The organism is Ectothiorhodospira shaposhnikovii (assembly GCF_047222355.1).
Classification (GTDB): domain Bacteria; phylum Pseudomonadota; class Gammaproteobacteria; order Ectothiorhodospirales; family Ectothiorhodospiraceae; genus Ectothiorhodospira.
In genome coordinates this window covers 3,054,708-3,080,242 of the sequence record NZ_CP178333.1, presented here as the reverse complement: position 1 = coordinate 3,080,242, position 25,535 = coordinate 3,054,708, and the positions used below count along the sequence as shown (strand labels likewise).

The following is a 25,535-nucleotide window of genomic DNA, read 5'->3' as shown; positions in this document are numbered from 1 at the left end:
GGATGGATATCACCCAATTGCTGGCGTTCAGCGTCAAGAACGGTGCCTCCGACCTGCACCTGTCCGCGGGCCTGCCGCCCATGATCCGCGTGGACGGCGATGTTCGCCGCATCAATGTGCCCGCCATGGAGCACAAGGACGTCCACGGCATGGTGTACGACATCATGAACGACAAGCAGCGCAAGGACTACGAGGAGCGGATGGAAACCGACTTCTCCTTCGAGATTCCGGGGCTGGCCCGGTTCCGTGTCAATGCCTTCAATCACAACCGGGGCGCCGGCGCCGTCTTCCGTACCATTCCCACCAAGATCCTCACCCTGGAAGAGTTGGGCTGTCCCAAGATCTTCGAGAAGATTTCCGAATATCCCCGCGGCATCGTGCTGGTGACCGGCCCCACCGGTTCGGGCAAGTCCACCACCCTGGCGGCCATGATCAATCACAAGAACGAGACCGAGTACGGCCACATCCTGACGGTGGAAGATCCCATCGAGTTCGTCCACGAGTCCAAGAAATGCCTGGTGAACCAGCGCGAAGTGCACCGGGATACCCTGGGTTTCAACGAGGCCCTGCGCTCCGCCTTGCGCGAGGACCCGGACACCATCCTGGTGGGGGAAATGCGGGATCTGGAAACCATCCGTCTGGCCCTGACGGCAGCGGAGACCGGTCACCTGGTCTTCGGTACCCTGCACACCAGTTCCGCCGCCAAGACCATCGACCGTATCGTCGACGTCTTCCCCGCGGCGGAAAAGGACATGGTGCGGGCGATGCTGTCCGAATCCCTGCGGGCGGTCATTTCCCAGACCCTGATGAAGAAGATCGGCGGCGGTCGCTGCGCCGCCCACGAGATCATGTTGGGTACCCCGGCGGTGCGAAACCTCATCCGCGAGAACAAGATCGCGCAGATGTATTCCGCCATCCAGACCAGCCAGGGCGTGGGCATGCAGACCCTGGATCAGAGTCTCAAGGAGCTCCTGCAGCGGGGCCTGATCAGCAAGGAAGAGGCCCGCCGCAAGGCCGCCAACCCGGACAACCTGTAGCAACCCGCCCCGGCCACCCGCAATTGATCGCACGAGGTGCAGTTCCATGGATCGCGACAAGGCCATACGCTTCATGCACGACTTGCTCAAGACCCTCCTGAGCAAGAAGGGCTCCGACCTGTTCATTACCGTGGGTGCGCCGCCGTCCATGAAGATCGACGGCAAGATGACCCCCATCACCAATCAGCCGCTGTCGCCGGCCCATACCCAGGTGCTGGTGCGTTCCATCATGAATGACCGCCAGGCGGCGGAATTCGAACGGACCCAGGAGTGCAACTTCGCCATCAGTCTGCCCGGGATTTCCCGCTTTCGCGTGAATGCCTTCACCCAGCGGGGTTCTTCCGGCATGGTGCTGCGGGTGATCACCTCGGAGATCCCGTCTCTGGACGATCTGGGTCTGCCGATGCAGCTCAAGGACATCTCCATGACCCGGCGCGGTCTGGTCATTTTCGTGGGGGGGACCGGTTCCGGCAAGTCCACCTCCCTGGCCGCCATGGTGGGTTATCGCAATCAGAACAGTTACGGGCACATCGTCACCATCGAGGATCCCATCGAGTTCGTTCACTCCCACGTCAACTGCCTGGTGACCCAGCGGGAGGTGGGGGTGGATACGGAAAACTACGAGATCGCCCTCAAGAACACCCTGCGCCAGGCCCCCGACGTGATCCTCATCGGCGAGATCCGCGACCGCGAAACCATGGATTACGCCATTGCCTTCGCCGAGACCGGTCACCTGTGCCTGAGCACCCTGCATGCCAACAGCACCAACCAGGCCCTGGACCGCATCATCAACTTCTTCCCCGAGGAACGCCGCCAGCAGCTGCTGATGGATTTGTCGTTGAACCTGAAGGCGGTGGTGTCCCAGCGTCTGATCCCGCTGGCCACCGGCAAGGGGCGGGTGCCGGCGGTGGAGATCATGATCAACAGCCCGCTGATGTCGGATCTGATCTTCAAGGGCGAGATCCACGAGATGAAGGCGCTGATGGCCAAGTCCAACGAGGCGGGCATGCAAACCTTCGACCAGGCCCTGTTCCAGCTCTTCGAGACCGGCAGGATCACCTACGAGGATGCCCTGCGCAACGCCGACTCCGTCAACGACCTGCGTCTGCGCATCAAGCTGGACAGCAAGCGCGCCCGCAGCCAGAACCTGCTGGACGACACCGAAGGTCTGGAGATGGAGGCCACCCCGGAGGAGTCCGGGCTGCTCAAATGAACGGTGCCTGAAAGACCATGCTGATCGAACCCTATCTGAAGTTGATGGCCCAGAAAAACGCCTCCGATCTGTTCTTCACCACGGGGGCATCCGCCAGCGTCAAGATCGAAGGGGACATCCGGCCCATCAGTCGGCAACCCCTGCAGCCGGGGGCCGTCAAGGAGATGGCCTACGACATCATGGATGAGCGCCAGATCGAGACCTTCGAGCGGGAAAAGGAAATGAACCTGGGGATCTCGGTGGAGGGGCTGGGACGATTCCGGGTGAACATCTACGTGCAGCGCAGCGAGGTCTCCATGGTGATCCGCTTCATCAAGAGCGAGATCCCCACCATCGAGCAGCTCAAGCTACCGCCGGTGCTCAAGGAGCTGGTGATGCATGACAACGGCCTGATCCTGGTGGTGGGGGCCACCGGCTCGGGCAAGTCCACCACCCTGGCCTCCATGATCGATCATCGCAACACCATGGTTTCCGGTCACATCCTGACCATCGAGGACCCCATCGAATACAGCTTCACCCACAAGAAGTCCATTATCGGTCAGCGGGAAGTGGGCCTGGATACACTGTCCTATGACAATGCGCTGCGCGAAGCCATGCGCGAGGCCCCGGACATGATCATGATCGGCGAGGTGCGGGATCTCAATACCATGAAGGCCGCCATCGCCTATGCCGATACCGGTCACCTGGCCCTGTCCACCCTGCACGCCGTGAACGCCAACCAGGCCCTGGATCGCATCATCAACTTCTTCCCGCCGGAGTCCAAGCAGCAGATCCTGATGGATCTGTCCCTCAACCTGCGGGGTATCGTGTCCCAGCGTCTGCTGGTGGGCAAGGATGGCAACCGGCTGCCGGCGGTGGAGGTGCTGGTCAACACCCCCTACATCTCCGAACTCATCCGCAAGGGAGAGATCAACGCCATCAAGCATGTCATGGAAAAAGGGGGCTCGGTGGGCATGCAGACCTTTGACCAGTCTCTGTTCGAGCTCTACAAGGCCGGACTGGTGACCCTGCCCGAAGCCCTGGCCAAGGCCGACTCCCGCGGTGATCTGGAGTGGCGCATCCACTTCGGTGGCGGGGTGAAGAGCCTCAAGAAGGAAGATGATGACCTGTTGCTGCCGGGAGACGCCGATCCCGCCGTCCGCGGCAGGAACGATGGCCGCAAGGGCTTTGAAGAAACCCTGCGGCCATTGTCCGAAACCAAGATCAAGGACTAGCGGGTGGCGGCGACAGGGTCCCGTTCAGCCGAACACGGATTCCGCCTCGAATACCGGTCCGTCCACGCAGACCCGTTTCATGCTGCTGCCCTGATCCGTTTGCACCTTGACCACGCAACCGGCGCAGCCGCCCACGGCGCAGGCCATGTACTCCTCCAGGGAGACCTGGCAGGGCAGATGGTACTCCCGAGCCAGGGCGGCACAGGCGTCCAGCATGGCATGGGGGCCGCAGGCATAGACCTGGACCTGGCGCCGCTGTTCCGGTGACAGGGCGTCCAGCCAGTGACGGGCGAGATCGGTCACATAGCCCTCATGGCAACCGGGAAAGCCCGCCAGACTGGTGAGCCGGGAGGGCACCCCCCAGTCCTCCAGCAGGGGCATGGCGGCAATCACCCCGTCCGGCATGCCCGGCACCAGGATGCGGGAGGGCGAGGCCTTGAAGGGAAAGGGCACTTCCGATCCCATGATCACGAACGGCTCGCTCACCGGATCCCTGCGCATGGCATCCGCCAGGAATACCATGGGCGGGATACCCACGCCGCCGCCCAGCAGCAGGGCGCGGGGGCGGTCCCCATGGGGCAGGGTGAAGGGCTTGCCGATGGGACCCATCAGGTTGATCTTCTCGCCCACCTGGCGCCGGGCCAGTAGACGCGTCCCCTTGCCCACCGCCTTGTAGAGAAATTCCACCCAGCCCTCATGCGGGTCCACCCGCATGAGGGACAGGGGGCGGCGCATGGGCAGTTGGGGGTCGCACTGCAGATGGGCGAAGCAGCCCGGCCGGGCGTGGGCGGCGCACTGGGGGGCTTGGACCCGCAGGATGTGCTGGTCGCCCGGGTGGGCGGTATGGGACAGGATCGGGGCATCTTCCACGAAGATGGTGCCGCGATGGGATTTGTTCATCATGTTTCTCCGCAAAAGGCCCTGCTCAGATCTGCCGGGCCTGCAATTCAAAGATCACCCGTCCCGCCACCAGGGTGTGGGTTACCCGGGGCCGGAAGTCCCAGCCGAAGAAGGCGCTGTTACGCCCGGCACTGAGCCAGTTGTCCGGCCCTGGCGCATGCCCTCGTTCCGGGTCCACGATGGCGATGTCCGCCCGGGCACCCACACCCAGGGTACCCACCTTCAGGCCCAGGATGCGGGCCGGACCGGCGGTGACCCGGCGCACCGCCTCGGGCAGGGGCAGCACCCCTTCTTCCGCCAGTCGCAATACCAGGGGCAGCAGGGTCTCCAGGGTGGACATACCCGGCAGGGTGGCCGGGAAAGGGGCCAGCTTGGCGTCCGCCTCATGGGGTTGATGGTCCGAGCAGACCGCCTCGATGGCCCCTTCCGCCACGGCCTTGCGCAGCCCGTCCCGGTCCCGCAGGGTGCGCAGGGGGGGGATCACGTGACACAGGCTGTTGAAATCCGCCACGTCCATTTCGGTCAGGAACAGCTGATGGGCGCAGACATCGGCGCTGACCGGCAAGCCGTCCTCCACGGCCCGGGCCACCATGGCGGCTCCCCGCGCCGTGGACAGCCGGCAGACATGGATGCGGGCTTCGGTCTGGGCCGCCAGGGCCAGCAGCACGCCCAGGGCGGCGGTTTCCGCGGCTTCCGGGATGCCCGGCAGGCCCAGACGGGTCGCCACGGCACCTTCGTGGGCACAACCCTGGCCCGCCAGGGACCAGTCGATGGGGTGCAGATAGACCGTGATGTCGTGGCTGGCGGCGTATTCCAGGGCTCGGCGCAGCAGTAGGTGGCTGCCCATGGGCCGCAGGGCCTGGCTCATGCCCAGGGCGCCGGCCCGTTTCAGGGCCGCCATGTCGGACAGCTGCTGCCCCTTGAGGCCCGCCGTCAGGGCGCCCAGGGCATGGACCCGGACGCCGCAGGCCTGACGGGCGCGGCGGTTGATCAACTCGATCTGGGCCGGGGAGTCCACCACCGGGCTGGTGTCCGGTGGGCATGCCAGGGTGGTGATGCCGGCGCTGGCGGCGGCGCGGGTTTCCGAGGCGATGGTGGCCTTCTGTTCGTGCCCCGGCTCTCCCAGGCGGGCGGACAGATCCACCAAGCCGGGCAGCACCCAGCGGCCGCGGGCGTTGATGCGCCGGTCCGGGCTGTAATCCTCGCTGGGGGGGGCGCCCAGGGCGACGATCTCCTCGCCCTGGATGTAGAGGTCCGTGACTTGGTCCACGCCGTTTTCCGGGTCGATCACCCGGCCTTGTTCGATCAGCAGTTTCATGCGCCAGACCCCTGATTCATACTGCCGCCCATGATGGTGGACATGACCGCCATGCGCACGGCGATACCGTTGCTGACCTGTTCCAGAATGACCGACTGGGGACCGTCCGCCACCCGGGAGTCGATCTCCACCCCGCGATTGGCGGGGCCCGGATGCATGACGATGCAGTCCGGCGCCGCCAGGGCCAGGCGTTCCTCGGTCAGTCCCCAGAGCTGGAAGAATTCGTGCTCGGAGGGCAGCAGGCCGCTTTCCATGCGTTCCTTCTGCAGCCGCAGCATGATGATCACGTCCACGTCCCTGAGGCCGGCGCGGATGTCGTGAAACACATGCACCCCCAGGTCCTCCACGTAGGCGGGCAGCAGGGTCTTGGGGCCGATCACCCGGACTTCTCCGGTATTGAGCAGGTTGAGGGCATGGATCTGGGAGCGAGCCACCCGGGAATGCAGGATGTCGCCCACGATGGCCACCTTCAGGCGGGTGAAGTCCCCCTTGTGGCGGCGAATGGTGAACATGTCCAGCAGGGCCTGGGTGGGGTGGGCGTGGCGACCATCGCCGGCGTTGAGCACGCTCACATGGGGCGCCACGTGGCGGGCGATGAAGTGGGCCGCGCCGCTGTCCGCGTGACGCACCACGAACATGTCCACATACATGGCCTGGAGGTTTCTGAGGGTGTCCAGCAGGCTCTCGCCCTTGACCGTGGCCGAGGTGCTGATGTTGATGTTCAGCACGTCCGCCGACAGACGCTTGGCCGCCAGTTCGAAGGTGGTGCGGGTCCGGGTGCTGGCCTCGAAGAACAGGTTCATCACCGTCTTGCCACGCAGCAGGGGCACCTTCTTTACCGCCTGGGCATTCATGCCGGCAAAGGACTCGGCGGTGTCCAGGATCTCGGTGATCAGGGCACCGGAGAGTCCCTCGATGGTGAGCAGATGCCGTAGCCGTCCCTGAGCATTGAACTGCAGGGAGGGGGGCAGGGGACCGGCGGCGAGCCGGGATCTGGCCGGGCTATCCTGATCGATCATGACTCGGGCTCCAGTTTGACGATGTCCAGACGCAGGGGATCGGGTCCCCGCAGCTTCACCTGCTCGTCGCTTCGAAGTTCGAGATGCCGGCCTACCACCTGGGCCTGGATCGGCAGTTCCCGTCCGTCCCGTTCCACCAGCACGGCCAGCACCACCGAGGCCGGGCGACCGTAGTCGAACAGTTCGTTCATGGCGGCGCGGATGGTGCGACCGGTGAACAGCACATCGTCCACCAGCAGGATGTGGCGGCCATCCACAGCGAAGGGCAGGGAGGAGGGGCGCACCTGGGGATGCATGCCCATGCGGCTGAAGTCATCCCGGTAGAAGGAGATGTCCAGTTTTCCCAGGGGCTCGTTCAGACCCAGGCGCTGGTGCAATTGCTCGGCTACCCAGACCCCGCCGGTATGGATACCCACCAGGGCGGGGTCGGTGACGTGCTGCTCCGACAGGTGGTGGCGCAGGGCATCGGCCATGCGGTCCAGAAGGGTGCTGACAGGTTCGGTCATGAAGCGGTCTCTTGGGCAAGCCAGTGTTCCAGGAAGACGGCCGCCGCGACGGCGTCGATGTCTTCCTTGCGAATGCGCCCGCGCCGGCCTTCCCGGCGCCGGGACTTGAGATGGGACTCCGCCTCGGCGGAGCTGAACTGTTCGTCCACCTGCCGTACCGGCAGGGCATAACGGGCCCGCAGGCGATCACAGAAGGCCTGGATGCGGCGGGCCAGGGGGTGCTCGCTGCCATCCGGGGTGCCGGGCAGGCCCACCACCAGCAGGGCCGGCCGCCATTCCCGAATCAGGGCGTCCAGACGTTGCCAGTCGGGGATGCCGTTGCCGGCGGTCAGAGTCTCCAGGGGGGTGCTGGTGCGGGTGATGCCGTTGCCCACGGCCACGCCGATCCGTCTTTCCCCGTAGTCCAGAGCCAGGACCGTGTCCGGTATGCCGATGTCCCGCTCCCTTTTGCCGCGCCGGGCGCGGGTATCAGGCATGACCTGCCTGGCCGCTCATGAGGGACAGGTCCACCCCCAACTGGCCGGCGGCGGCCTGCCAGCGCTTTTCCGCCGGCTGCCGGAACAGGATGTCCGCATCCGCCTGGCAGGTGAGCCAGGCGTTGTCGCCGATCTCCTGTTCCAGCTGTCCCGGACCCCAGCCGGCATAGCCCAGGGCGATCAGGTAGGCGTCGGGACCGCTGCCCTCGGCCATGGCTTCCAGGATGTCCCGGGAGGTGGTGACGGCGATGTGTTCGCTGACCTGCATGGTGGAGGTCCACAGGCGGTCGGCCGGATGCAGGATGAAGCCCCGGTCCGGCTGTACCGGGCCGCCGTTATAGACCGGAATCCGGTCGGTGGGCACCTTGGGACTGATGCCCATGTGGTCCAGCACCATCTCCAGGGTGAGGTCCGTGGGATGGTTGATGACGATGCCCATGGCCCCCTCGTCCGTGTGTTCGCACAGGTAGGTGACGGCATGGTGGAAATTGGGGTCCGCCAGGGTGGGCATGGCGATCAGGAACTGGTCTGTGAAGTTCGCGCTACGCATGAGTCGGGTGTCGCGGCTGAGTACGACACCTAGTGTACACTTTCCCCATGTCCGGTCGTAGCGTCACCGATGATTGTCGGCCGGTCCGGTTCGGCTCGACGCCGTCGGCCACGGCGTGTCCCCTCTTGACGTTCGACGAGGATATTGCCCGAATCTCAAGATTCCGGTCGTGGGGCCGACAGTGTCACTAAGGATGTTCGATGGTATCCGCGGCCCTGGTGCCGCCATGTGTTGAGCGGCGCTTTTTTTCAGGATGGTGACATGCTTAATCGACTCCGGCTTTTGCCCAAAATGCTGGTTCTTTTCGGTGTGCCGATGGCGCTGGCTTTTGGACTGGTGGCGGTCATCGTCATTTCCCAGGTTAATCACCGGGTGGTGGCGATCATGGAGGACTCTGCCGCGGGCATGGCGTCGGGGGGTGCCGAAAGCGTGGGCTGGTGGGTGGAATCCCACATGGCGGTGGTGCGCACCCTGGCCCGGACTCAAATTCTGAGTACGGGAGATACGGACGCCATCTCGCGGCTGCTGGAACATTTCGGCGCGCATATGAGCGATGAGTACGAGGTGCTGTTCTTCGTGAACACGCAAGGGGAAGCCTTTTACCACAATCGTCACCGCTCCAATCTGGCCGATCGGGCCTATTTTCAGCAGATCGTGCGTGACAGGGCCCGCGAGGCGCTGGTGACCGATCCGGTCTACTCCCGCAGCACGGGGAATGCCATCACGGTATTTGCTCACGCCGTCAAGGATGACCGGGGTGAAGTCATCGGTCTGGTGGCGGTGACGGTGACACTGGATACCCTGACGGATATCGTCGGTGGCGCCGTGGATCAGCCCGGCGCCATTGCCTGGGCGCTGGGTTCCCAGGGCGTTTACATGGCCCACCCCGATGCCGATCTGCGCATGACCTCCAATGCCCTGGAGTCCCGCCGACAGGACTATGCGGGGTTGGCCCGGCGCATGGTGGACGGTGAGCAGGGGTTGGCGGACCTGGCGTTGCATGACGGGCGTGCCTATAAGGTCGCTTATCACTCGATTCCCCATACGCCGGGCTGGTCCATGGCCGTGGCCATTCCCGCCGACTACCTGATGGCCACGGCCCGGGAGCTGACGCTGACCCTGGCGCTGGTATTCGTGATCACATTGCTGTTACTGGCGGGCATCATTCTTCTGGTGGCGCGGATGATTGTCAGCCCGGTGACGGAAACCCGGCTGGCTCTGGACCGGATTGCCGCCGGAGATGGGGACCTGACCCAGAGGTTGCGGGACAACCGCCACGATGAATTCGGCGATCTGGCGCGCAGCTTCAACACCTTCGTGAGCGGGGTGCATACCCTGGTGAGGCAGGTCTCCGTGGCCACCGGCCAGTTGGGCGCGGCGGCGGAGCAGTTGGCGGTGTCCAGTCGCCAGACCAGCGAGCAGGTTTTGCGGCAGCAGTCGGAGACCGAGCAGGTGGCCACCGCCATGACCCAGATGGCCGCCACCGTCACCCAGGTGGCAGGCAACGCCTCCCTGGCCGCGGATGCGGCCTCGTCTTCGGACCGGGCCGCCCAGGATGGCGCCCGGGTGGTGCGGCAGACCGCCCGGGAGGTGGGGGAACTGGCTCGGGAGGTCCAGGAGGCGGCGGCGGTGATCCATCACCTTCAGGACGATGCCGAGTCCATCGGCACTGTGCTGGAAGTGATCCGCGGCATTGCCGAACAGACCAACCTGCTGGCCCTGAACGCCGCCATCGAAGCGGCCCGGGCCGGGGAGCAGGGAAGGGGGTTCGCCGTGGTGGCGGACGAAGTACGCAGCCTGGCCACCCGGACCCAGGCTTCCACCCAGGAGATCCATGGGATCATCGAAAAGCTCCAGTCCGCCGCCCGGGCCGCCGCCCGGGTGATGGATGCGGGGCATGCCAAGGCCAGTGACGGTGTGGCCTCGGCCGAGCGGGCCGCCGAGGCCCTGCGGACCATCACTCAGACCATCGGCACCATCAATGACATGAACACCCAGATCGCCAGCGCGGCCGAGGAGCAGTCGGCGGTGGCGGAGGATGTCAACCGCTCCCTGGTCCGCATCAGTAGCGGGGTGGAACAGGCGGCGGATGGTTCCACCCAGATCGCCGCCGCCAGCGACGAGCTGGCCCGGCTTGCCGCGGAACTACAGGATCGGGTAGGGCGATTCCGGATCTAGTCCGTTGCGCCGGTTGTCTTAGCGGGTTCTGACCCCCTGGTTGCCCTGGAATACCCAGGTGCGTGTGATCATCAGCTGGTCGTAGGCCCTGCGCATCTCGGCGGGGAAGGGGGCGTAGGGGCCTGCCAGTTCCACGATGCGGCGGGCGGCGTCATCCAGGACCCGCTCACCGGAACTGGCGCCGACCTCGATGCTCAGGACCCGGCCTTCCTGGTCGATGAGGACACTCAGCACCAGGGAGCCGTTGAGGCGCTGACGGCGGGCCTCGTCCGGGTAGTTGAGATTGCCGACCTGTTCCACCTTGCGTACCCAGGCATCCACATAGGCGGCCTCCACCGCCGACTTGGCGCTCAGGGCGTCCACATAGTGGGTGCGGGCACGCGGGGCCTGGTAGCGGTCCCGTTCGGTCAGTTCCGAGCTGAGCCGGGCCATCTCCAGGCTGCGTTCCATCAGCTCCCGCGCACTCAGGGGCTGTTCGGGCATGGGGGCTTGCGTGATCTGTTCGGGCTGCGGCGGGGCCTGGGGGGCGGGTGTCATGATCACCTCGGTCTGCTCCAAGGGTACCGGATCGGGCGCGGCCGCCCGCATCTGCTCCTGGGCCAGGCCGTCGGTGGGCAGGGGGAGGGGCGCGGTGACCGGGCTACCGGGGCGGCCTTCGGGATCTTCCCTGCCGCTGGCCTGCTGGTCCGCCTGGGCCAGCAGTTCCGCCGTATCCGGTGGTGTCTCCGACCGGGTCCGGACCAGGACCACATCCACGGCGGGGCTGTGGACCTGGGGCTGACCGGGGGAAAACTGGAACCCCAGACCGAAGATCAGGATGCCGTGGAGGGCGGCGGCCACGAACAGGGCCAGGCCCAGTCGGTCGGTGGCGGTGATGGGAGCGGCGTTGGCCGTCATGGCGTTCACGGGGATCGGGACACCTGCTGGTACATCATGGCGGCTATTGTACCGCTCACCAGGCCGAACACCAGGGAAAAGCTCAGCAGCACCGGCAGTAGCTTGAGCAAGGCCGGGTGGGGGATGAACAACCACCAGGCCAGCAGGAACTGCCCCGTCATGTGGGCCAGCGCCGCCAGCACGCACAGGCCCAGGGGGCTGAGCCGGGCGCCCGCCAGGCGATGGGCCAGGCCCAGCACGGCCAGGCTGCATCCGGCGCCGGCGGCACTGAGCAGGAAGGTGGGGCTGAGGAAAGTGCCGATCACCAGGCTGCCCGCCAGTACCCGCAGCAGGGTGACCCAGACCGCCATGCGCCAGCCGAACAGCATCAGCACCAGCACCGTGATGACGTTGGCCAGCCCCGGCTTGACGCCGGGCAGGGGGCTTGGAATCGCGGCCTCCAGGATGTGCACGGCGATGGCCAGTGCGGCCAGCCAGGCAATGCGATGATCTTCCCGGGTGGTCGGCAGTTGCATCAATAATTCACGCTGTCGAACACCCACTCGTCTCCCAGCACCTCGATGATGACCCGGTTGGGCAGGCTCACGGCCATGTCGCCGGCCTGGCGCAGCCAGCCGGCCTGCTGGCAGATGCCCTGGGAGCCGGGGGAGGCGGCGCAGCGGGCGGCGCCGTCCCGGATTTCCACCACAGTGATGCCGGCGGGTCCGGAGACTTCCAGTTGCCGGGGCTGATCCAGGGGCAGGCGGGCGATTTCCCGGTCGCCGGCCACCACCCGCACCTGGGTGGCGGGGGTGGCCGGCGTCCACAGCCAGGCATAACTGCCCGCCACCAGCAGGACGGCCATCAGGATCACGAAGGCATCGGCGCGGGTCATCATGGCAGCGGAGTGACGCGGATCTCCGGCGGCGTCCCTTCGAATTTCACCCGCTTCTCCATGGCCGGCGTCAGGTGGGCGATGCCGGCGTGATCGATCAGCATCACCTTGTCGACGCCCAGTTGCGCGGCGATCCGGGGCCAGTCCCCGGGGCCGGCAATGAACAGGGCGGTGCTGGCGACATCGGCCTCGGCGGCATTGTCATGGATGACGGTCACGGAATGGGTGCCGCGGGCCGGCTGTCCGCTGCGGGGGTCCAGAATATGGTGGTAGCGCTCCCCCTCGTGGAGGTAGTAGCGCTCGTAATCTCCTGAAGTGAAGATCGCCTCGTCTCCCCGGGTCTCGATGGAGGCCAGTACGCCCTGTCCGTCCGGGGCGCGGACACCGATGCGCCAGGGACGGTTACCCGGACGGCCGATGGCCCGCAGGTCGCCGCCGGCATTGAGAATGGCGTTTTCCACGCCCATCCCGCGCAAGTGTTCCATGGCCTGATGGATGCCGTAGCCCTTGGCGTAGGCGCCCAGGTCCAGCCGTACCGCCGGGTTGTGGCTGCGCATGCGGATGCCGTCGATCTCGATATCGGCCATGCTCGGCGCCTGCTCCAGGATGGCCCGGATCTGTTCCGGCGCCGGGGGTGGCCCCTGGGGTTCGTCCGTCTGGAAGCCCCAGAGAGCGAACAGGGCGCCCATGGCCGGATTGAACAGGCCATCACTGGCTGCATACAGGCGCTGGGCGTCCAGGATCAGGGGTAGGACGGAGGGGTTGGCGGAAAACGGCAGGCCGGTGGCCAGCAGTTCATTGGTCCGGCCCATGGGACCGGGTTCCCAGGCATGCCAGGCCCGGTGCATGTACTCCAGGTCGGCCCGAACCGACTCGGCGGCCCGGGCAGCCAGATCCCGGTCCGATGTATAGATGTTCAGTTCCACCAGGGTGCCGAAGGCAATGAATCGGTCCCGATGGATCTCCGGACGCTCGCAGGCGCCGAGCAGCAGGATCAGGCCCAGGATCGCCAGTGCCCGGAGGCCGTGCATGCCGGCTGACAGTGCGTGACGAGGGCTCATGTACGGGCCCCCAGGTGGCCGGCGATGGCGTCCATCAGTTGGCCACCGATATCGAGTCCGAACTGGGCATCCAGTTCCCGGATGCAGGTGGGGCTGGTGACGTTGATCTCCGTGAGATAATCGCCGATCACGTCCAGACCCACGAACATCAGCCCCTTTTCCCTGAGGGTCGGCCCCACCTGGCTGCAGATCCAGCGGTCCCGCTCGGTCAGCGGCACCCCTTCGCCCCGGCCGCCGGCGGCCAGGTTGGCGCGCCCCTCGCCCTCCGCCGGAATGCGGGCCAGGGCATAGGGCACGGGTTCGCCATCCACCAGCAGGATGCGCTTGTCGCCCTGGCGATATTCGGGCAGGAAACGCTGAGCCATGACGCTGCGACGCCCATGGTCGGTGACGGTTTCCAGGATCACCCCGATGTTGGTGTCGCCGGGGATCAGGCGGAATACCGATGCCCCACCCATGCCGTCCAGGGGCTTGACCACGATCTCGCCCTGCCGGGCCATGAAGTCGCGAATGCGGGCCGGGTTGCGGGTGACCAGGCTGGGGGGGCAGCACTGGGGAAACCAGGCGGTATAGAGCTTTTCGTTGGCATCCCTCAGGCTGGCGGGTCGGTTCACCACCAGGCAACCCTCGGCAGCCGCCAGGTCCAACAGATAGGTGCTGTAGACATACTCCATGTCGAACGGGGGATCCTTGCGCATCAGCACCACGTCCAGTGTCGCCAGGGGATGTTCTTCGGGACTGCCCAGTTCGAACCAGCGGCGAGGGTCGTCCCTGACCGTCAGCGGTCGGGAGGCGGCATGGACCCGGCCATCGGTCAGCCACAGGTCCTGCGGTTCCATGTAATGCAGTTGCCAGCCCCTTGCCTGGGCGGCCAACAGCATGGCCAGGGTGGAGTCCTTCTTGACCTGGATGGTCTGGATGGGGTCCATGACCACGCCCAGGCGGACCTGAGAGCCGTTCATCGGGCAACCTCGCACGATCTGGGGGGGAGTGGGTGCAATTCGTTCGACATGCGCACAAGATAAATGACTGAGCGGGATTTCTCACCACCTGGCCCCGTGATCCACGCCGGCAGTTTTGTTTGATACCCTCCAGACCATGGAGTAAATTCAAGACCCTGTCTGCAAACATTGATGTATCGGGGGCGGTGTGAACGAATACACCCAGGATGACAATGCCGGCCAAGAGGATCTTTCCGGCCTCAAGGTCATGGTGATCGACGACAGCAAGACCATCCGTCGCACCGCCGAGACGCTGCTGAAGAAACACGGCTGCGAGGTGGTGACCGCCACGGACGGTTTCGAGGCCCTGGCCAAGATCGCCGAGCATAAGCCGGACATCATTTTCGTGGACATCATGATGCCCCGCCTGGACGGCTATCAGACCTGCGCGCTGATCAAGCATAACCGGGTATTTCGGCAGACGCCCGTGATCATGCTGTCGAGCAAGGACAGCATCTTTGACAAGGCCCGGGGCCGGATCGTGGGTTCGGAGCAGTACCTGACCAAGCCCTTCACCCGGGATGATCTGCTGGGGGCCATTCGCCAGCACGTCCGGAAACAGTAAAGGTTCATGCATGTACAGGCCCCGCGTAACCTGATCCGGGGCGGAATTTCAATTCGGAGACGTTGTCATGACGTGCATCCTGGTGGTCGATGACTCCCCCACCGAACTTCATGTGATCAGCACCATGCTGGCAAGGCATGGCTATACGGTGGTCACGGCCTCCTCCGGTGAGGAAGGCATGTCCCGCGCCCGGGAGATCAAGCCCGATCTGGTGCTGATGGATGTGGTCATGCCGGGCCTGAACGGATTCCAGGCCACCCGCCAGCTTTCCCAGGATCCGCTCACCGCCGATATTCCCATCGTCATGGTGACCACGAAGGATCAGGAAACCGACAAGGTCTGGGCCATGCGGCAGGGGGCTCGGGATTACATCGTCAAGCCGGTACGCGAGAAGGAACTGATCAGAAGCCTCAAGGAAATCCTGTCCTGAAGGGGGCGGCGTGACCACGAACGCGATGACGGACCCGTTCTCCTATCTGCTCGAAGTGGAGCGCAAGGGGCGTTCCCTGGGCGGGCAGTTTCCGATCCAGGACGAGCTGCGCGGTGCTTGGAAAGGCGTCATGTTCCAGTTGCATGGCCGGTTGTTGCTGGCGCCCATGGATCAGGTGGCGGAAATCGTGACCCCGCCTCCCTGCACCCGTGTGCCGGGCGTCAAGCACTGGGCCCTGGGCGTCGCCAACATGCGCGGCAATCTGCTGCCTATGATGGACCTGCACGGTTTCCTGTTCGGCGAGAACCTTGCCGGCGAAACGCGGCGTCACCGTCTGTTGGTGATGAGTCATCAGGGCGTGTATGCCGGTCTCATGGTGGAGGCGGTGCTGGGAATGAAGCATTACTGGAAACAGGAGCGCACGGAAGATCTGCCGCTGGTGGACGAGCCGTTCAGGCCCTACCTGACGGGGGCATGCCGGCGAGGTGCCGAGCATCTGGCCGTGTTCAGCCCCTGGAAGCTGGTGGATGATCCGGATTTCATGAACATCTCCGCGTAGCCGCGGATACATGCAGGGTGTTGAGCCGTCTTCCGCGGCGCAATGGGTCGAGGAATCAATCTGATGAAATCGTCTTCAAGTGACGCGACAGGTCGGCTGGGAATCAGCCGGGGGATGCTGTTGCTTGCCGGCCTGCTGGTCGTCCTGATGCTGCTGACCGTGATGGCTTTCGTGCTGCATACGGGGCAGGTGGGCAACAGCCGCGAGCATGCCGCCTTGGCCTCCGAACAACGACTGATGTCCCAGCGACTGGCGGCGTTGTCGCGGGATGCGATGACGGGCCAGCCGGCGGTGTTTGTGGAGCTGCGCCGGCTGCGGGATCGACTGGATCTGGGATTGACCTACTTGCGCGAGGGAGATTCCGGGCGGGGATTGCCACCGGCACCGGAGGCCGTGGCCGATGCCTTGCGGAACGCCGAATCCGCCTGGAGCACGTATCGGGGCCATGTCAATGTCTTGGTGGATAATGAAACCGTCATTGCCGCCGTCACCACCCATGCCGCCGCCCTGGCGCAGGGACTGCCCCGGCTGCAGCTCCGTGCCGATACCCTGACCGACCGGCTGGCGGAGTCGGGGATTGATGCCCGGCTGGTCCATCTGGCCGCGCGACAGGCCATCCTGGCCCAGCGCATGGAGCGGGATCTGAACCGGATCCTGGCCGGTGACGACCTGGCCGTGACCGCCGGCCGCCTGGAGCGGGATGCCGCCGATTTCCAGACCGGACTTGGCCGACTGCAGACCGGGGCCGGTCTGCCGGCCGACGTGCGGGACCTGGTGCAGGAGATTGCCGCCGTGTTCAGCGGCGTGCGTCCCGACGTGGAGGCCCTGCTGGCCCAGACGGGCCGGCTGGGCCAGGTGGCCGAGGCCTCCCGTCGCATTCAGGCGCAGTCGCCGGCCCTGCTCAATGCCGTTGCGGCGCTGCAGCAGGATCTGGATCAGCGGGCCAGGAGCGGCAGCCTCTGGATGTATGCCGGCTATCTGTTCGCCCTGGCCGCCGTGCTGGTGCTGGGCCTGCTGGCCTACCTGTTCTACCAGGATGCCCAGCGCCGCCTGGCGGTCACCACGGAGCAGAACCGGCGCAACCAGCGGGCCATCCTGCGTCTTCTGGACGAGATGACCAACCTGGCTGAGGGGGATCTGACGGTCCATGCCACGGTGACCGAGGACATCACCGGTGCCATTGCCGACTCGGTCAACTATGCCATCGACGCCCTGCGCAGCCTGGTGACCACGATCAACCAGACCGCGATGCAGGTCTCCGGCTCCGCCGTCAAGACCCAGGCCACCGCCCTGCGCCTGGCGGATGCCTCCAATCTCCAGGCCCGTGAGATCGCTTCCGCCTCCGGCGCCATCACCGACATGGCCGACTCCATCGAGCAGGTTTCCCGCTCCGCGGAATCCTCCGCCGACGTGGCGAAGAAGTCCGTGGCCATTGCCTCCAAGGGCGCCCTGACGGTGCGCAAGACCATCGATGGCATGGACACCATCCGCGAGCAGATCCAGGAGACCTCCAAGCGCATCAAGCGGCTGGGTGAGTCCTCCCAGGAGATCGGGGATATCGTGAGTCTGATCACCGACATCGCCGACCAGACCAATATCCTGGCCCTCAATGCCGCCATCCAGGCCTCCTCCGCCGGCGAGGCGGGACGCGGCTTTGCGGTGGTGGCGGACGAGGTTCAGCGGCTTGCCGAGCGTTCCTCCAATGCTTCCAGGCAGATCGAGGCCCTGGTCAAGACCATTCAGGCCGATACCAACGAGGCGGTCATCTCCATGGAGCATTCCACCGCCAACGTCGTCAGTGGCGCCAAGCTGGCCTTTGATGCCGGCGATGCCCTGGCCGAAATCGAAGGGGTGTCCCATCAGCTGGCGGAGCTGATCGCCACCATTTCCAAGGCTGCCCGTCAGCAGGCCGAAGCGGCCCAGAACATCTCCAATACCATGACGGTCATCCAGGAAATCACCATGCAGACCTCCGACGGCACCAACGAGACGGCGGTCTCCATCGGCAATCTGGCCAATCTGGCCTCGGAATTGCGCAAGTCGGTCTCCGGTTTCAAGCTGCCGCAGTCCGAACAGCTGGAAACGGTGGTGCTCGGGCCGACGGATACCGCCGCTTCCGGCAAGTCCTGAACTTGAGGTCTGGATCGGCATAGGCCCATGATCATGGGCACAGGGTGGACCATGACAGTAGACAGCCAACAACTTACTGCACTGCGCTGGGTCAAGAAGGAACTGGATGCCCTGTTGACGGAAGCACGGGCTGCCCTTGAGACCTTCAGCGATGATGCCGGGCGGACGGACAGCCTGGAAGAGGCCCGCAGGTTGCTGGATCAGGTGGAAGGCACCCTACGGATGCTGGATCTCCACGGTGCCGCCATGCTGGCACGGGAGATGTCCGCGTTGGTCGGGGCACTGCTCGCCGGCGAGGTGACCGGGCGGGAAGAGGCCCTGGAAACCGTGACCAGGGCCATGCTCCAGCTGCCGGATTATCTGGAACACCTGCGGACCGGCCACCGGGATGTGCCGCTGGTCCTGCTGCCCTTGCTCAATGACCTGCGCACCGTCCGCAAGGCATCGCTGCTGAGCGAAACCGTCTTCTTCTTCCCTGACCTGGCCTCGATCAGCGCCAAGCCGCTGGAAGAACCGCTCCTGCCGACCGAGCAAGGGGTGGATATCCAGACCTTGGCCCGTGTCTATCGGCATCAGTATCAACTCGGCCTGGTCAGCCTGCTCAGGGGGGCGCAGATCGAGGCGGGGGCGCAGCGTATCGACAAGGCCGTGGCCGGGTTGCGCCGCTGTGCCCGGCGGGCCGAGGTGCAACGTTTCTTCTGGGTGGTGGGAGCGATCAGCGAGGCACTCCGCTCCGGCGGGCTGGAGCCCGGCGCTGCCGTCAAGCAGTTGCTGGGGCAGGTGGATCGCCAGATACGTTTCCTGATCGAGAACGATGAAGCCGCCATGGCGGCGGGGATTCCCGACGATCTGCTGCGCAATCTGCTGTATTACGCGGGGCGGGCCACTTCCCGCGGCCCCCTGGTCACCGCCGTGCGGGAGGCATATCGTCTCGGGGAACTGCTGCCCGACGAGGCGGAGCTGCGCGCCGCCCAGGAAGGGCTCAGCGCACCCAACCGGGAACTCATGCTGACCGTATCCCGCGCCATTCGGGAGGATCTGGCGGACGTCAAGGACAACCTGGACGTGTTCATGCACACCGGCGGACGACAGCGGGAGGCTCTGCGGCCCCTGGTGGGCAAGCTGCGCAGCATGGCCGACACCCTGGCCATGGTGGGGATGGCGGAGCCCCGCGAGATTGCATTGCGCGAGGCGGACATTCTTGAAGCCATCATGAACGGCGATGCCGCCCCGGAAGAGACGGTCCTGATGCAGGCCGCCGCCGACATGCTCAACATGGAAGCGGCGATCCGTTCCGCGGCGGAAGGTCGGGGAGACGAAGGGGGGGAGGAGGGGCTGCCCGGCACGCTCGGGGCCCTGTCGCCGACGGAGTCACGCGCCCTCATGCACTCCCTCATGGGAGAGGCGCTGGCCGATCTTGCCCGGGTCAAGGACGCCCTCAATACCTTCGTGCATGACCCCGGAAATACCGCCGTGGTGGGCGAGGTGCCCCGCACCCTGGATGGTCTGTCGGGTGTGCTGGCCTGGCTGAATCTGGCGGACGAAGTGACCCTCTTGCACGGACTGCGGGACGTGATCCAGGCCCGCTGCATCGATGACCCCCGGCCGCTGCAGTCGGATGAGGAAACCCTGCTGGCCGATGTGCTGACCGCCCTCGAATGCGCCCTGGAGGCACGCACGAGCGGCCATGGCAATGCCGATGACCTGCTGGCCCGCGGGCATGCCGCGCTGGCAAGGCTTGGCGGGGCCGTGGATGCGGTTGAGGCGTCGCCGTTCCCGGATGCGCCCCCCCTGGATGACCTGCCCGAGCTTGAACCCTTGCCGGACCTGCCCGAGGAGGACATTCGCTGGGAGCCGCTGCCGGAGCCGCCCGACGACATTCAGTGGGAGCCGTTACCCGGGCTCGAACCGTCAGCGGACCATGACGAGGACGTGTCGGATCACACTCCGCGGCTGGAGCCGTCGGAGGATGATCTGGAAGATGACCGTACACTGGTGATTCCGCGGCGGGTTCCGGAGTTTGAAGATCTGGAGCCGCCCCCGGCGGCGTCGGTCGTGCCGGCAACGGAGGATGACGACGACGAGGCCGGAGGCGGCCTCGTCGCGCTGGTCGAAGACCTGGACCCGGACATCCTGGAGGTGTTCCTGGAAGAGGCCGACGAGGAAGTGATCCGGATCGGTGAGCAGGTGCCGCGCTGGTGCGCACATCCGGACAATCAGGATGCCCTGGTCACGCTCCGTCGGTCCTTCCACACCCTCAAGGGCAGCGGCCGCTTGGTCGGTGCGCAGTTGCTGGGTGAATTTGCCTGGGCCAACGAAAACCTGCTCAATCATCTGATCGATGGTCAGGTCGCGCCGGGGCCGGAGGTGTTGGCCGCCATGGAAGCTTCCAGCGGGATGCTGCCCCGTCTGGTGGCCCAGATCCGGGGTGAACCCTGTTCCGTCGCCGAGGCCCAGTCCCTGATCCTGCGATTGCAGGCCCTGGTGGAACCGCAGCCGGTCGACATGCCTCTTGCGGCGGAGCCGCCGGAGCAGTCTGGACCCGTGTCACGCATGGATCCGGTGCTGCTGTCCATTTTCGGCGCGGAAACCCGCCAGCACCTGCGGACCCTGGAGGCCCTGCTGGACGAGGTGCCGCCGGGGGCCGCGGGCCTTCCCATCCAGTCCGAGCTGCTGCGGGCGATGCATACCCTCAACGGCAGTGCCCGTACCGCCGAGGTGCCCGAGATCTCCGCGGTCTGCGGCACCTGTGAGCGTTATTTGAATCTGCGCGCGGAAGCGGAGCCATCGGTGCCCCCGGAAGCCTTGCCGGATTTGCGCGCCCTGACCGTGCATGTGTATGGGGTTCTGGATGCCCTGGAGCGGGGGGATGCCTCCCTGCCCACGGCGGAGGCGCTGGAAGCCCGGTTCCGACAGCTTCACGAGCAGGAGCAGGCCCATCAGGAGGCCCTGCGCCAGGCATGGGACCTCGAGGCTGCCGAGCCGGCCGATGTCGCGTCGCCGGAAGCGCGCGCGGACCTGGATATCCTTGACTCCGAACCCGAACCCGAACCCGAACCCGAACCAGCGCCGGAGTTGGAGTTGGAGTCGGTCACGGACGAGCCGGATCCGGAGCTGGTGGCACTGTTCCTGGAGGAGGCGGTGGACATTCTCCATGCCGCCGATGCCTCGTTGGATCTTTGGTCCGAATCCCTGGGTAATCCAGACCCCGTACAGGCCTTCCAGCGTCAGCTCCATACCCTCAAGGGTGGTGCCCGGATGGCCGGCATGACCCCCATCGGCGATCTGAGCCATGCCCTGGAAAGCCTCATGATCGCCCTGACCGAGGGGGAACGGGCGCCGGAATCCCCCATGATCGAGGTGGCGCGACAGGCCCTGGATCAACTCAACACCATGGTGGAACAGGCCCGGCAGGGCGAGACGGTGGTCCCCGTGCCTCGGCTGGTGGCGCGTCTGCATGCCTTGATCGAGGGAGGCGAGGCCGTCTCCATCGCCGAGCCGTCCCCGCCGCCGGCAGTGGAGCCCGAGGCGGATACCGAGATCCGCCGCCGGCCGGTCCTGGAGCGTGCCGCCGAGCCGGTGATTCCCCTGCGCGTGGAAGCCGAACCGCCTCGGCCCGCCCCTGAGCCGGCCCGTGCCGGTGCCGCCGGGCAGGATGTGGTGCGTGTCCGTGCCGACGTGCTGGACAGCCTGGTGAACTACGCCGGCGAGGTGAACATCTACCATGCCCGCATGGAGCAGCAGATCACCAGTTTCGGCTTCAACCTGGGTGAGCTGGAACAGACCATCCAGCGCCTGCGCGAGCAGTTGCGCAAGCTGGAAATGGAAACCGAGGCCCAGATCCTGTTCCGTCATGAACAGGAGCAGGGCGCGGCCCGATGGCAGGAGGACTTCGATCCTCTGGAGCTGGATCGCTATTCCAATATCCAGCAGCTGTCCCGGGCCCTGGCGGAAAGCGTCAGCGACCTGTCCAGTATCCAGGGTTTGCTGGCGGATCAGGTCAAGGACACGGAAACCCTGTTACTGCAGCAGACCCGGGTGTCCACCGACCTTCAGGAAGGACTCATGCACACCCGCATGGTGCAGTTCGCCACCATCGTGCCTCGGTTGCGCCGAATCGTCCGACAGACCGCCTCGGAATTGGGCAAGCGAGTGGAACTGGAAGTCGAGGGCGAGGGCAGTGAGCTGGATCGCTCGGTACTGGAACGCATGCTGGCCCCCATGGAGCACATGCTCCGCAATGCCATCTCCCACGGCATCGAGGCGCCAGACCGGCGCCGTGCCCAGGGCAAGGACGAGACCGGGCAGGTGCGCCTGCACATGCGTCGTGAAGGTTCGGAAGTCGTGCTGGAAGTCGCCGATGATGGGGCGGGCGTGGATTTGGATGCTGTGCGGGCCAAGGTGACGCGGCTGGGCCTGTCCAGTGATCCGTCTCTGCTCACCGAGCAGGACCTGATGCAGTTCATCCTGGAATCCGGGTTCTCCACCGCCAGTCAGGTGAGCCAGATCTCCGGTCGCGGTGTCGGCATGGATGTGGTCAACAGCGAGATCAAGCAGCTCGGCGGCGTGCTGTCCATCGATAGCACCCGAGGCAGGGGGACCCGCTTCACCATCCGCCTGCCCTTCACCCTGGCCATCAGTCAGGCCCTGCTGGTGCAGACCGGTGACGAGATCTTTGCCGTTCCCCTTTCCAGCATCGAGGGCATCCTGCGCATGCAGGGGCGTGACCTGGCGGCGTTCCATGCCGCCGACGATCCCGTCTACGAGTATGCGGGCAACGCCTATGAAGTGAAGCATCTGGGTGCCCTGCTCAAGGTATCCCGTCCCCTGATACCATCCCCGGACGCCATGTGTCCGGTCCTGCTGGTGCGTTCGGGCGATCATCGCATCGCACTGCATGTGGATGCCTTGATGGGCAGTCGCGAGGTGGTGATCAAACCGGTGGGGCCTCAGGTTTCCCGGGTGAAGGGGATTGCCGGCGCCACCATCCTGGGGGATGGTCGCGTGGTGATGATCCTGGATGTACCGGCCCTGGTGCGGGCGGGGGCCGGTGTCCGACTGGCCTATCACGGCGTGCAGCCGGATACGGCGAGCGAGCGCCGGCGTGCCACCGTCATGGTGGTGGATGACTCCATCACCATCCGCAAGGTCACCGCCCGCGCCCTGGAACGCCAGGGCTACCAGGTGCTGACCGCCAGGGACGGGGTGGACGCGCTGGCCCAGTTGCAGGAGCAGGTGCCGGACCTGATGTTGTTGGACATCGAGATGCCGCGCATGGATGGCTTTGAACTGGCCACTCATATCCGCAATGACGCCCGTCTGCGCCGCATGCCCATCATCATGATCACCTCCCGTACCGGCGACAAGCACCGGCAACGGGCCATGGAGATCGGTGTTAATCGCTATCTGGGCAAACCCTATCAGGAGATGGATCTGCTGACGCAGATTCGGGAAGTGCTCGATGAGCATCAAGGCAGCGGGGGGGCGGCATGAGCGAGTCCATCAGCGACAGTGTCCATGCCTTCATCATTTCCCTGCAGGAGCAGAACCTGCTCCTGCCCCAGTCCGCCGTGGTCGAGGTGGTGACCCAGCAGGTGGTGCGGGAAGTGGCGAGCGCGCCGGACTGGTTGCGGGGCGTGTTTGAATGGCGTCAGTCCCAGGTGCCTATCGTCTCCCTGGACACCCTGCTGGGTGTGCCCAGGGAGCGTCAGACCCGCATCAATCGTTTTGTGGTCATGCACGGAATCGAGCGCTTGCCCGGGCTGGAGTACTACGCCCTGCAGGTACGGGGCATTCCCCATCCGGTGACGCTGAACCCGGCCGACATCCAGAATCTGCCCCGGCGGGAGGATGACCCGGCGGCGGTGGCGGCCCGGGTCAGGGCCAGCGGGGTACTGTGCATGATCCCCGCCTTCGAGGGCATCGAGCGCATGCTTAAGGACGTATTGAGCCGGCTCTGAACCAATCAGTCTCCCAGGTCGCCCCAAAGGGCCTGAATCACCGCCAGGGCCGCCACGCCGGCGGTTTCGGTGCGCAGGATTCGCGGTCCCAGCCGCACCGGCGTCATGCCTTCATGGACGGCTTGGCCGATCTCGTTTTCCTCCAGTCCTCCTTCGGGGCCGATCAGCAGGTGGATCGATGCCGGTCGGTTCCTGATGCCGGTGAGGCCGTGGGTGGCCCTCGGGTCCAGCACCAGCCCCAGTGCCTGTTCCTCCGCCCCCGGGCCGCTTCGGTACGCCCCCAGCCAGTGCGTCAGGGGCATGGGCGGCAACAGTTCGGGAATATCGTTGCGTCCACACTGTTCACAGGCGCTGATGATCACTCCCCGCCAATGGGCCATGCGCTTGTCCAGGCGTCGCTCGTCGTCGCCGCCCACGGTGCGGCGGGTAATCACCGGCTGGATCCGGGACACCCCAAGTTCCGTGGCCTTCTGCAGGCCGTAATCCATGCGATCCCCCTTGGCGATGCCCTGCGCCAGGGTGACCGGGAGGGTCGGCCGGGTATCCCGGGGGACACGGGCCTCGATGCGCGCCGCCGAGGCCCGTCGTTCGGCCTGGATCAGCGTGGCCGTGTATTCAGCGCCGTCGCCGTTGAAGAGGATCAGCGGGGCACCGGTGCGCAGGCGCAGGACCTGCACCACATGGCGGTGGGCCCGTTCGTCCAGGGCGACTTCCCGGCCGACGGCCAGGGGGTGATCCAGATAGCAGCGGGGGACTCTCATTCCGGTTGCGGGGTCAGGCCCAGGTTCTTCCAGATGGCCGAGACGGGGCCGGCCTGGTTCATGGTGTAGAAGTGCAGCCCCGGCGAGCCTTCGTGCAGGAGCTGATCGCACATGCGGCTTACCACCTCTTCACCGAAGGCACGGATGGCGTCCAGGTCATCCCCGTAGGCTTCCAGGCGCTTGCGGATCCAGCGGGGGATCTCGGCGCCGCAGGCGTCGGAGAAGCGGGCCAGCTGCTTGTAGTTGGTGATGGGCATGATGCCCGGCACGATGGGGATGTTGATGCCCATGCGCTCGCAGTCGTCGACGAAGCGGAAATAGGCATCCGCCGAATAGAAATACTGGGTGATGGCCGAGTCGGCGCCGGCCTCCACCTTGCGCTTGAAGTTCTCCAGGTCCTTGAAGGCGCTGGGGGCCTGAGGATGGAACTCGGGGTAGGCGGCGACTTCCAGGGTGAAGTGATCGCCGGTCTCGCGACGAATGAATTCCACCAGTTCGTTGGCGTAGCGGAACTCGCCGGGCTCGCGCATGCCGGAGGGCAGATCCCCGCGCAGGGCGACGATATGGCGCAGCCCGTTGTCCATGTAGGTCTTGAGGATGGATCGCATCTGTTCCGCCGTGGAGTCGATGCAGGACAGGTGGGGCGCGGCGGCAATGCCCGAATGTGTGTGGATGTCCAGCACCGTCTCCAGGGTGCGGGCCTGGGTGGAGCCGCCGGCGCCGTAGGTAACGGAGAAAAAGCGCGGTTCCAGCCTGGCCAGCCGGGTCCAGGTCTTGCGCAGCTTTTCCGCGCCCTCTTCATTCTTGGGCGGGAAGAACTCGAAGCTGAAGGTGCGTTCGTGTCGAAGTTGGGATTTCATGGGTCCTCCGCAAGGGATTGCGGGAA

The 25,535-nt window shown here is 65.6% G+C and carries 23 protein-coding genes; 10 read left to right on the top strand and 13 right to left on the bottom strand.

Translation table 11 applies throughout. The features are described 5' to 3' along the window. Positions 1-2: 2 nt before the first annotated feature. The 3 genes from ACLF6L_RS14125 to ACLF6L_RS14115 are packed head-to-tail and all read left to right on the top strand — an operon-like array spanning position 3 to position 3,464. The gene (locus ACLF6L_RS14125) at positions 3-1,037 is read left to right on the top strand and encodes a type IV pilus twitching motility protein PilT (RefSeq protein WP_238616363.1); all 1,035 of its coding nucleotides are present in this window, start codon (positions 3-5) and stop codon (positions 1,035-1,037) included. 46 nt (positions 1,038-1,083) lie between these two features. After that, complete coding sequence (locus ACLF6L_RS14120) at positions 1,084-2,250, top strand: PilT/PilU family type 4a pilus ATPase (protein WP_238616362.1); 1,167 nt, start codon at positions 1,084-1,086, stop codon at positions 2,248-2,250. A gap of 17 nt (positions 2,251-2,267) precedes the next feature. Then, positions 2,268-3,464, top strand: a complete 1,197-nt coding sequence (locus ACLF6L_RS14115) for a PilT/PilU family type 4a pilus ATPase (RefSeq protein ID WP_238616361.1) — start codon at positions 2,268-2,270, stop codon at positions 3,462-3,464. Positions 3,465-3,488: 24 nt separating this feature from the next. On the opposite strand, the gene ACLF6L_RS14110 is transcribed toward ACLF6L_RS14115, so the two are convergent. From ACLF6L_RS14110 to ACLF6L_RS14085, 6 genes are read right to left on the bottom strand one after another with little or no spacing between them, the layout of a single operon-like run. Continuing rightward, complete coding sequence (locus tag ACLF6L_RS14110; RefSeq protein WP_412852794.1) at positions 3,489-4,364, bottom strand: dihydroorotate dehydrogenase electron transfer subunit; 876 nt, start codon at positions 4,362-4,364, stop codon at positions 3,489-3,491. A 25-nt stretch (positions 4,365-4,389) separates the two neighbouring features. Next, positions 4,390-5,682 (bottom strand): dihydroorotase, encoded by a 1,293-nt coding sequence (locus tag ACLF6L_RS14105; RefSeq protein ID WP_238616360.1) that lies wholly within the window; start codon positions 5,680-5,682, stop codon positions 4,390-4,392. Beyond that, positions 5,679-6,701, bottom strand: a complete 1,023-nt coding sequence (locus ACLF6L_RS14100) for an aspartate carbamoyltransferase catalytic subunit (protein ID WP_008931381.1) — start codon at positions 6,699-6,701, stop codon at positions 5,679-5,681. The genes ACLF6L_RS14105 and ACLF6L_RS14100 overlap by 4 nt, the downstream gene beginning before the upstream one ends. Next, positions 6,698-7,207 (bottom strand): bifunctional pyr operon transcriptional regulator/uracil phosphoribosyltransferase PyrR, encoded by a 510-nt coding sequence (gene pyrR, locus ACLF6L_RS14095; protein WP_238616359.1) that lies wholly within the window; start codon positions 7,205-7,207, stop codon positions 6,698-6,700. Before pyrR ends, ACLF6L_RS14100 begins: the two co-directional genes overlap by 4 nt. Further along, complete coding sequence (gene ruvX, locus ACLF6L_RS14090; RefSeq protein WP_238616358.1) at positions 7,204-7,683, bottom strand: Holliday junction resolvase RuvX; 480 nt, start codon at positions 7,681-7,683, stop codon at positions 7,204-7,206. Before ruvX ends, pyrR begins: the two co-directional genes overlap by 4 nt. Continuing rightward, the gene (locus ACLF6L_RS14085) at positions 7,676-8,233 is read right to left on the bottom strand and encodes a YqgE/AlgH family protein (protein ID WP_238616357.1); all 558 of its coding nucleotides are present in this window, start codon (positions 8,231-8,233) and stop codon (positions 7,676-7,678) included. The genes ruvX and ACLF6L_RS14085 overlap by 8 nt, the downstream gene beginning before the upstream one ends. 261 nt (positions 8,234-8,494) lie before the next feature. On the opposite strand from ACLF6L_RS14085, the gene ACLF6L_RS14080 reads away from it, so the two are divergent. After that, entirely contained in the window at positions 8,495-10,411 is a 1,917-nt protein-coding gene (locus ACLF6L_RS14080; protein WP_238616356.1) for a methyl-accepting chemotaxis protein, read from the top strand. 18 nt (positions 10,412-10,429) lie between these two features. On the opposite strand, the gene ACLF6L_RS14075 is transcribed toward ACLF6L_RS14080, so the two are convergent. From ACLF6L_RS14075 to gshB, 5 genes are read right to left on the bottom strand one after another with little or no spacing between them, the layout of a single operon-like run. Next, entirely contained in the window at positions 10,430-11,308 is an 879-nt protein-coding gene (locus ACLF6L_RS14075; protein WP_238616522.1) for an energy transducer TonB, read from the bottom strand. Between the two features lie 5 nt (positions 11,309-11,313). Next, positions 11,314-11,823 carry a Gx transporter family protein gene (locus ACLF6L_RS14070; RefSeq protein ID WP_238616355.1) on the bottom strand — a complete coding sequence of 170 codons (510 nt, stop codon included), beginning with the start codon at positions 11,821-11,823 and terminating at the stop codon, positions 11,314-11,316. Continuing rightward, a complete protein-coding gene (locus tag ACLF6L_RS14065) occupies positions 11,823-12,185 on the bottom strand; it encodes a NusG domain II-containing protein (protein WP_008931375.1) in 363 nt (120 codons plus the stop codon). Before ACLF6L_RS14065 ends, ACLF6L_RS14070 begins: the two co-directional genes overlap by 1 nt. Then, positions 12,182-13,243 carry an FAD:protein FMN transferase gene (locus ACLF6L_RS14060; protein ID WP_412851916.1) on the bottom strand — a complete coding sequence of 354 codons (1,062 nt, stop codon included), beginning with the start codon at positions 13,241-13,243 and terminating at the stop codon, positions 12,182-12,184. Before ACLF6L_RS14060 ends, ACLF6L_RS14065 begins: the two co-directional genes overlap by 4 nt. Beyond that, complete coding sequence (gene gshB, locus ACLF6L_RS14055) at positions 13,240-14,205, bottom strand: glutathione synthase (RefSeq protein ID WP_412851915.1); 966 nt, start codon at positions 14,203-14,205, stop codon at positions 13,240-13,242. Before gshB ends, ACLF6L_RS14060 begins: the two co-directional genes overlap by 4 nt. 247 nt (positions 14,206-14,452) lie before the next feature. Here gshB and ACLF6L_RS14050 point away from each other — a divergent pair, with 247 nt between their 5' ends. The 6 genes from ACLF6L_RS14050 to ACLF6L_RS14025 all read left to right on the top strand — a co-directional run bounded on the left by ACLF6L_RS14050 (position 14,453) and on the right by ACLF6L_RS14025 (position 23,888). Further along, positions 14,453-14,809 (top strand): response regulator, encoded by a 357-nt coding sequence (locus ACLF6L_RS14050; RefSeq protein WP_050814207.1) that lies wholly within the window; start codon positions 14,453-14,455, stop codon positions 14,807-14,809. Between the two features lie 67 nt (positions 14,810-14,876). Then, positions 14,877-15,239: a response regulator gene (locus tag ACLF6L_RS14045; RefSeq protein ID WP_238616353.1), complete on the top strand. Its 363-nt coding sequence runs from the start codon at positions 14,877-14,879 to the stop codon at positions 15,237-15,239. 10 nt (positions 15,240-15,249) lie between these two features. Continuing rightward, positions 15,250-15,798, top strand: coding sequence for a chemotaxis protein CheW (locus tag ACLF6L_RS14040; RefSeq protein ID WP_238616352.1), 549 nt, complete (start codon positions 15,250-15,252; stop codon positions 15,796-15,798). Positions 15,799-15,861: 63 nt separating this feature from the next. Then, a complete protein-coding gene (locus ACLF6L_RS14035; RefSeq protein WP_238616351.1) occupies positions 15,862-17,928 on the top strand; it encodes a methyl-accepting chemotaxis protein in 2,067 nt (688 codons plus the stop codon). 51 nt (positions 17,929-17,979) lie between these two features. Then, complete coding sequence (locus tag ACLF6L_RS14030; RefSeq protein WP_412851914.1) at positions 17,980-23,421, top strand: Hpt domain-containing protein; 5,442 nt, start codon at positions 17,980-17,982, stop codon at positions 23,419-23,421. Then, positions 23,418-23,888, top strand: a complete 471-nt coding sequence (locus tag ACLF6L_RS14025; RefSeq protein ID WP_238616349.1) for a chemotaxis protein CheW — start codon at positions 23,418-23,420, stop codon at positions 23,886-23,888. The genes ACLF6L_RS14030 and ACLF6L_RS14025 overlap by 4 nt, the downstream gene beginning before the upstream one ends. 5 nt (positions 23,889-23,893) lie before the next feature. Here ACLF6L_RS14025 and ACLF6L_RS14020 read toward each other — a convergent pair whose 3' ends face one another. Next, positions 23,894-24,649 (bottom strand): 16S rRNA (uracil(1498)-N(3))-methyltransferase, encoded by a 756-nt coding sequence (locus ACLF6L_RS14020; protein ID WP_412851913.1) that lies wholly within the window; start codon positions 24,647-24,649, stop codon positions 23,894-23,896. Next, a complete protein-coding gene (gene metF, locus ACLF6L_RS14015; protein ID WP_238616347.1) occupies positions 24,646-25,509 on the bottom strand; it encodes a methylenetetrahydrofolate reductase [NAD(P)H] in 864 nt (287 codons plus the stop codon). Before metF ends, ACLF6L_RS14020 begins: the two co-directional genes overlap by 4 nt. Positions 25,510-25,535 lie beyond the last annotated feature (26 nt).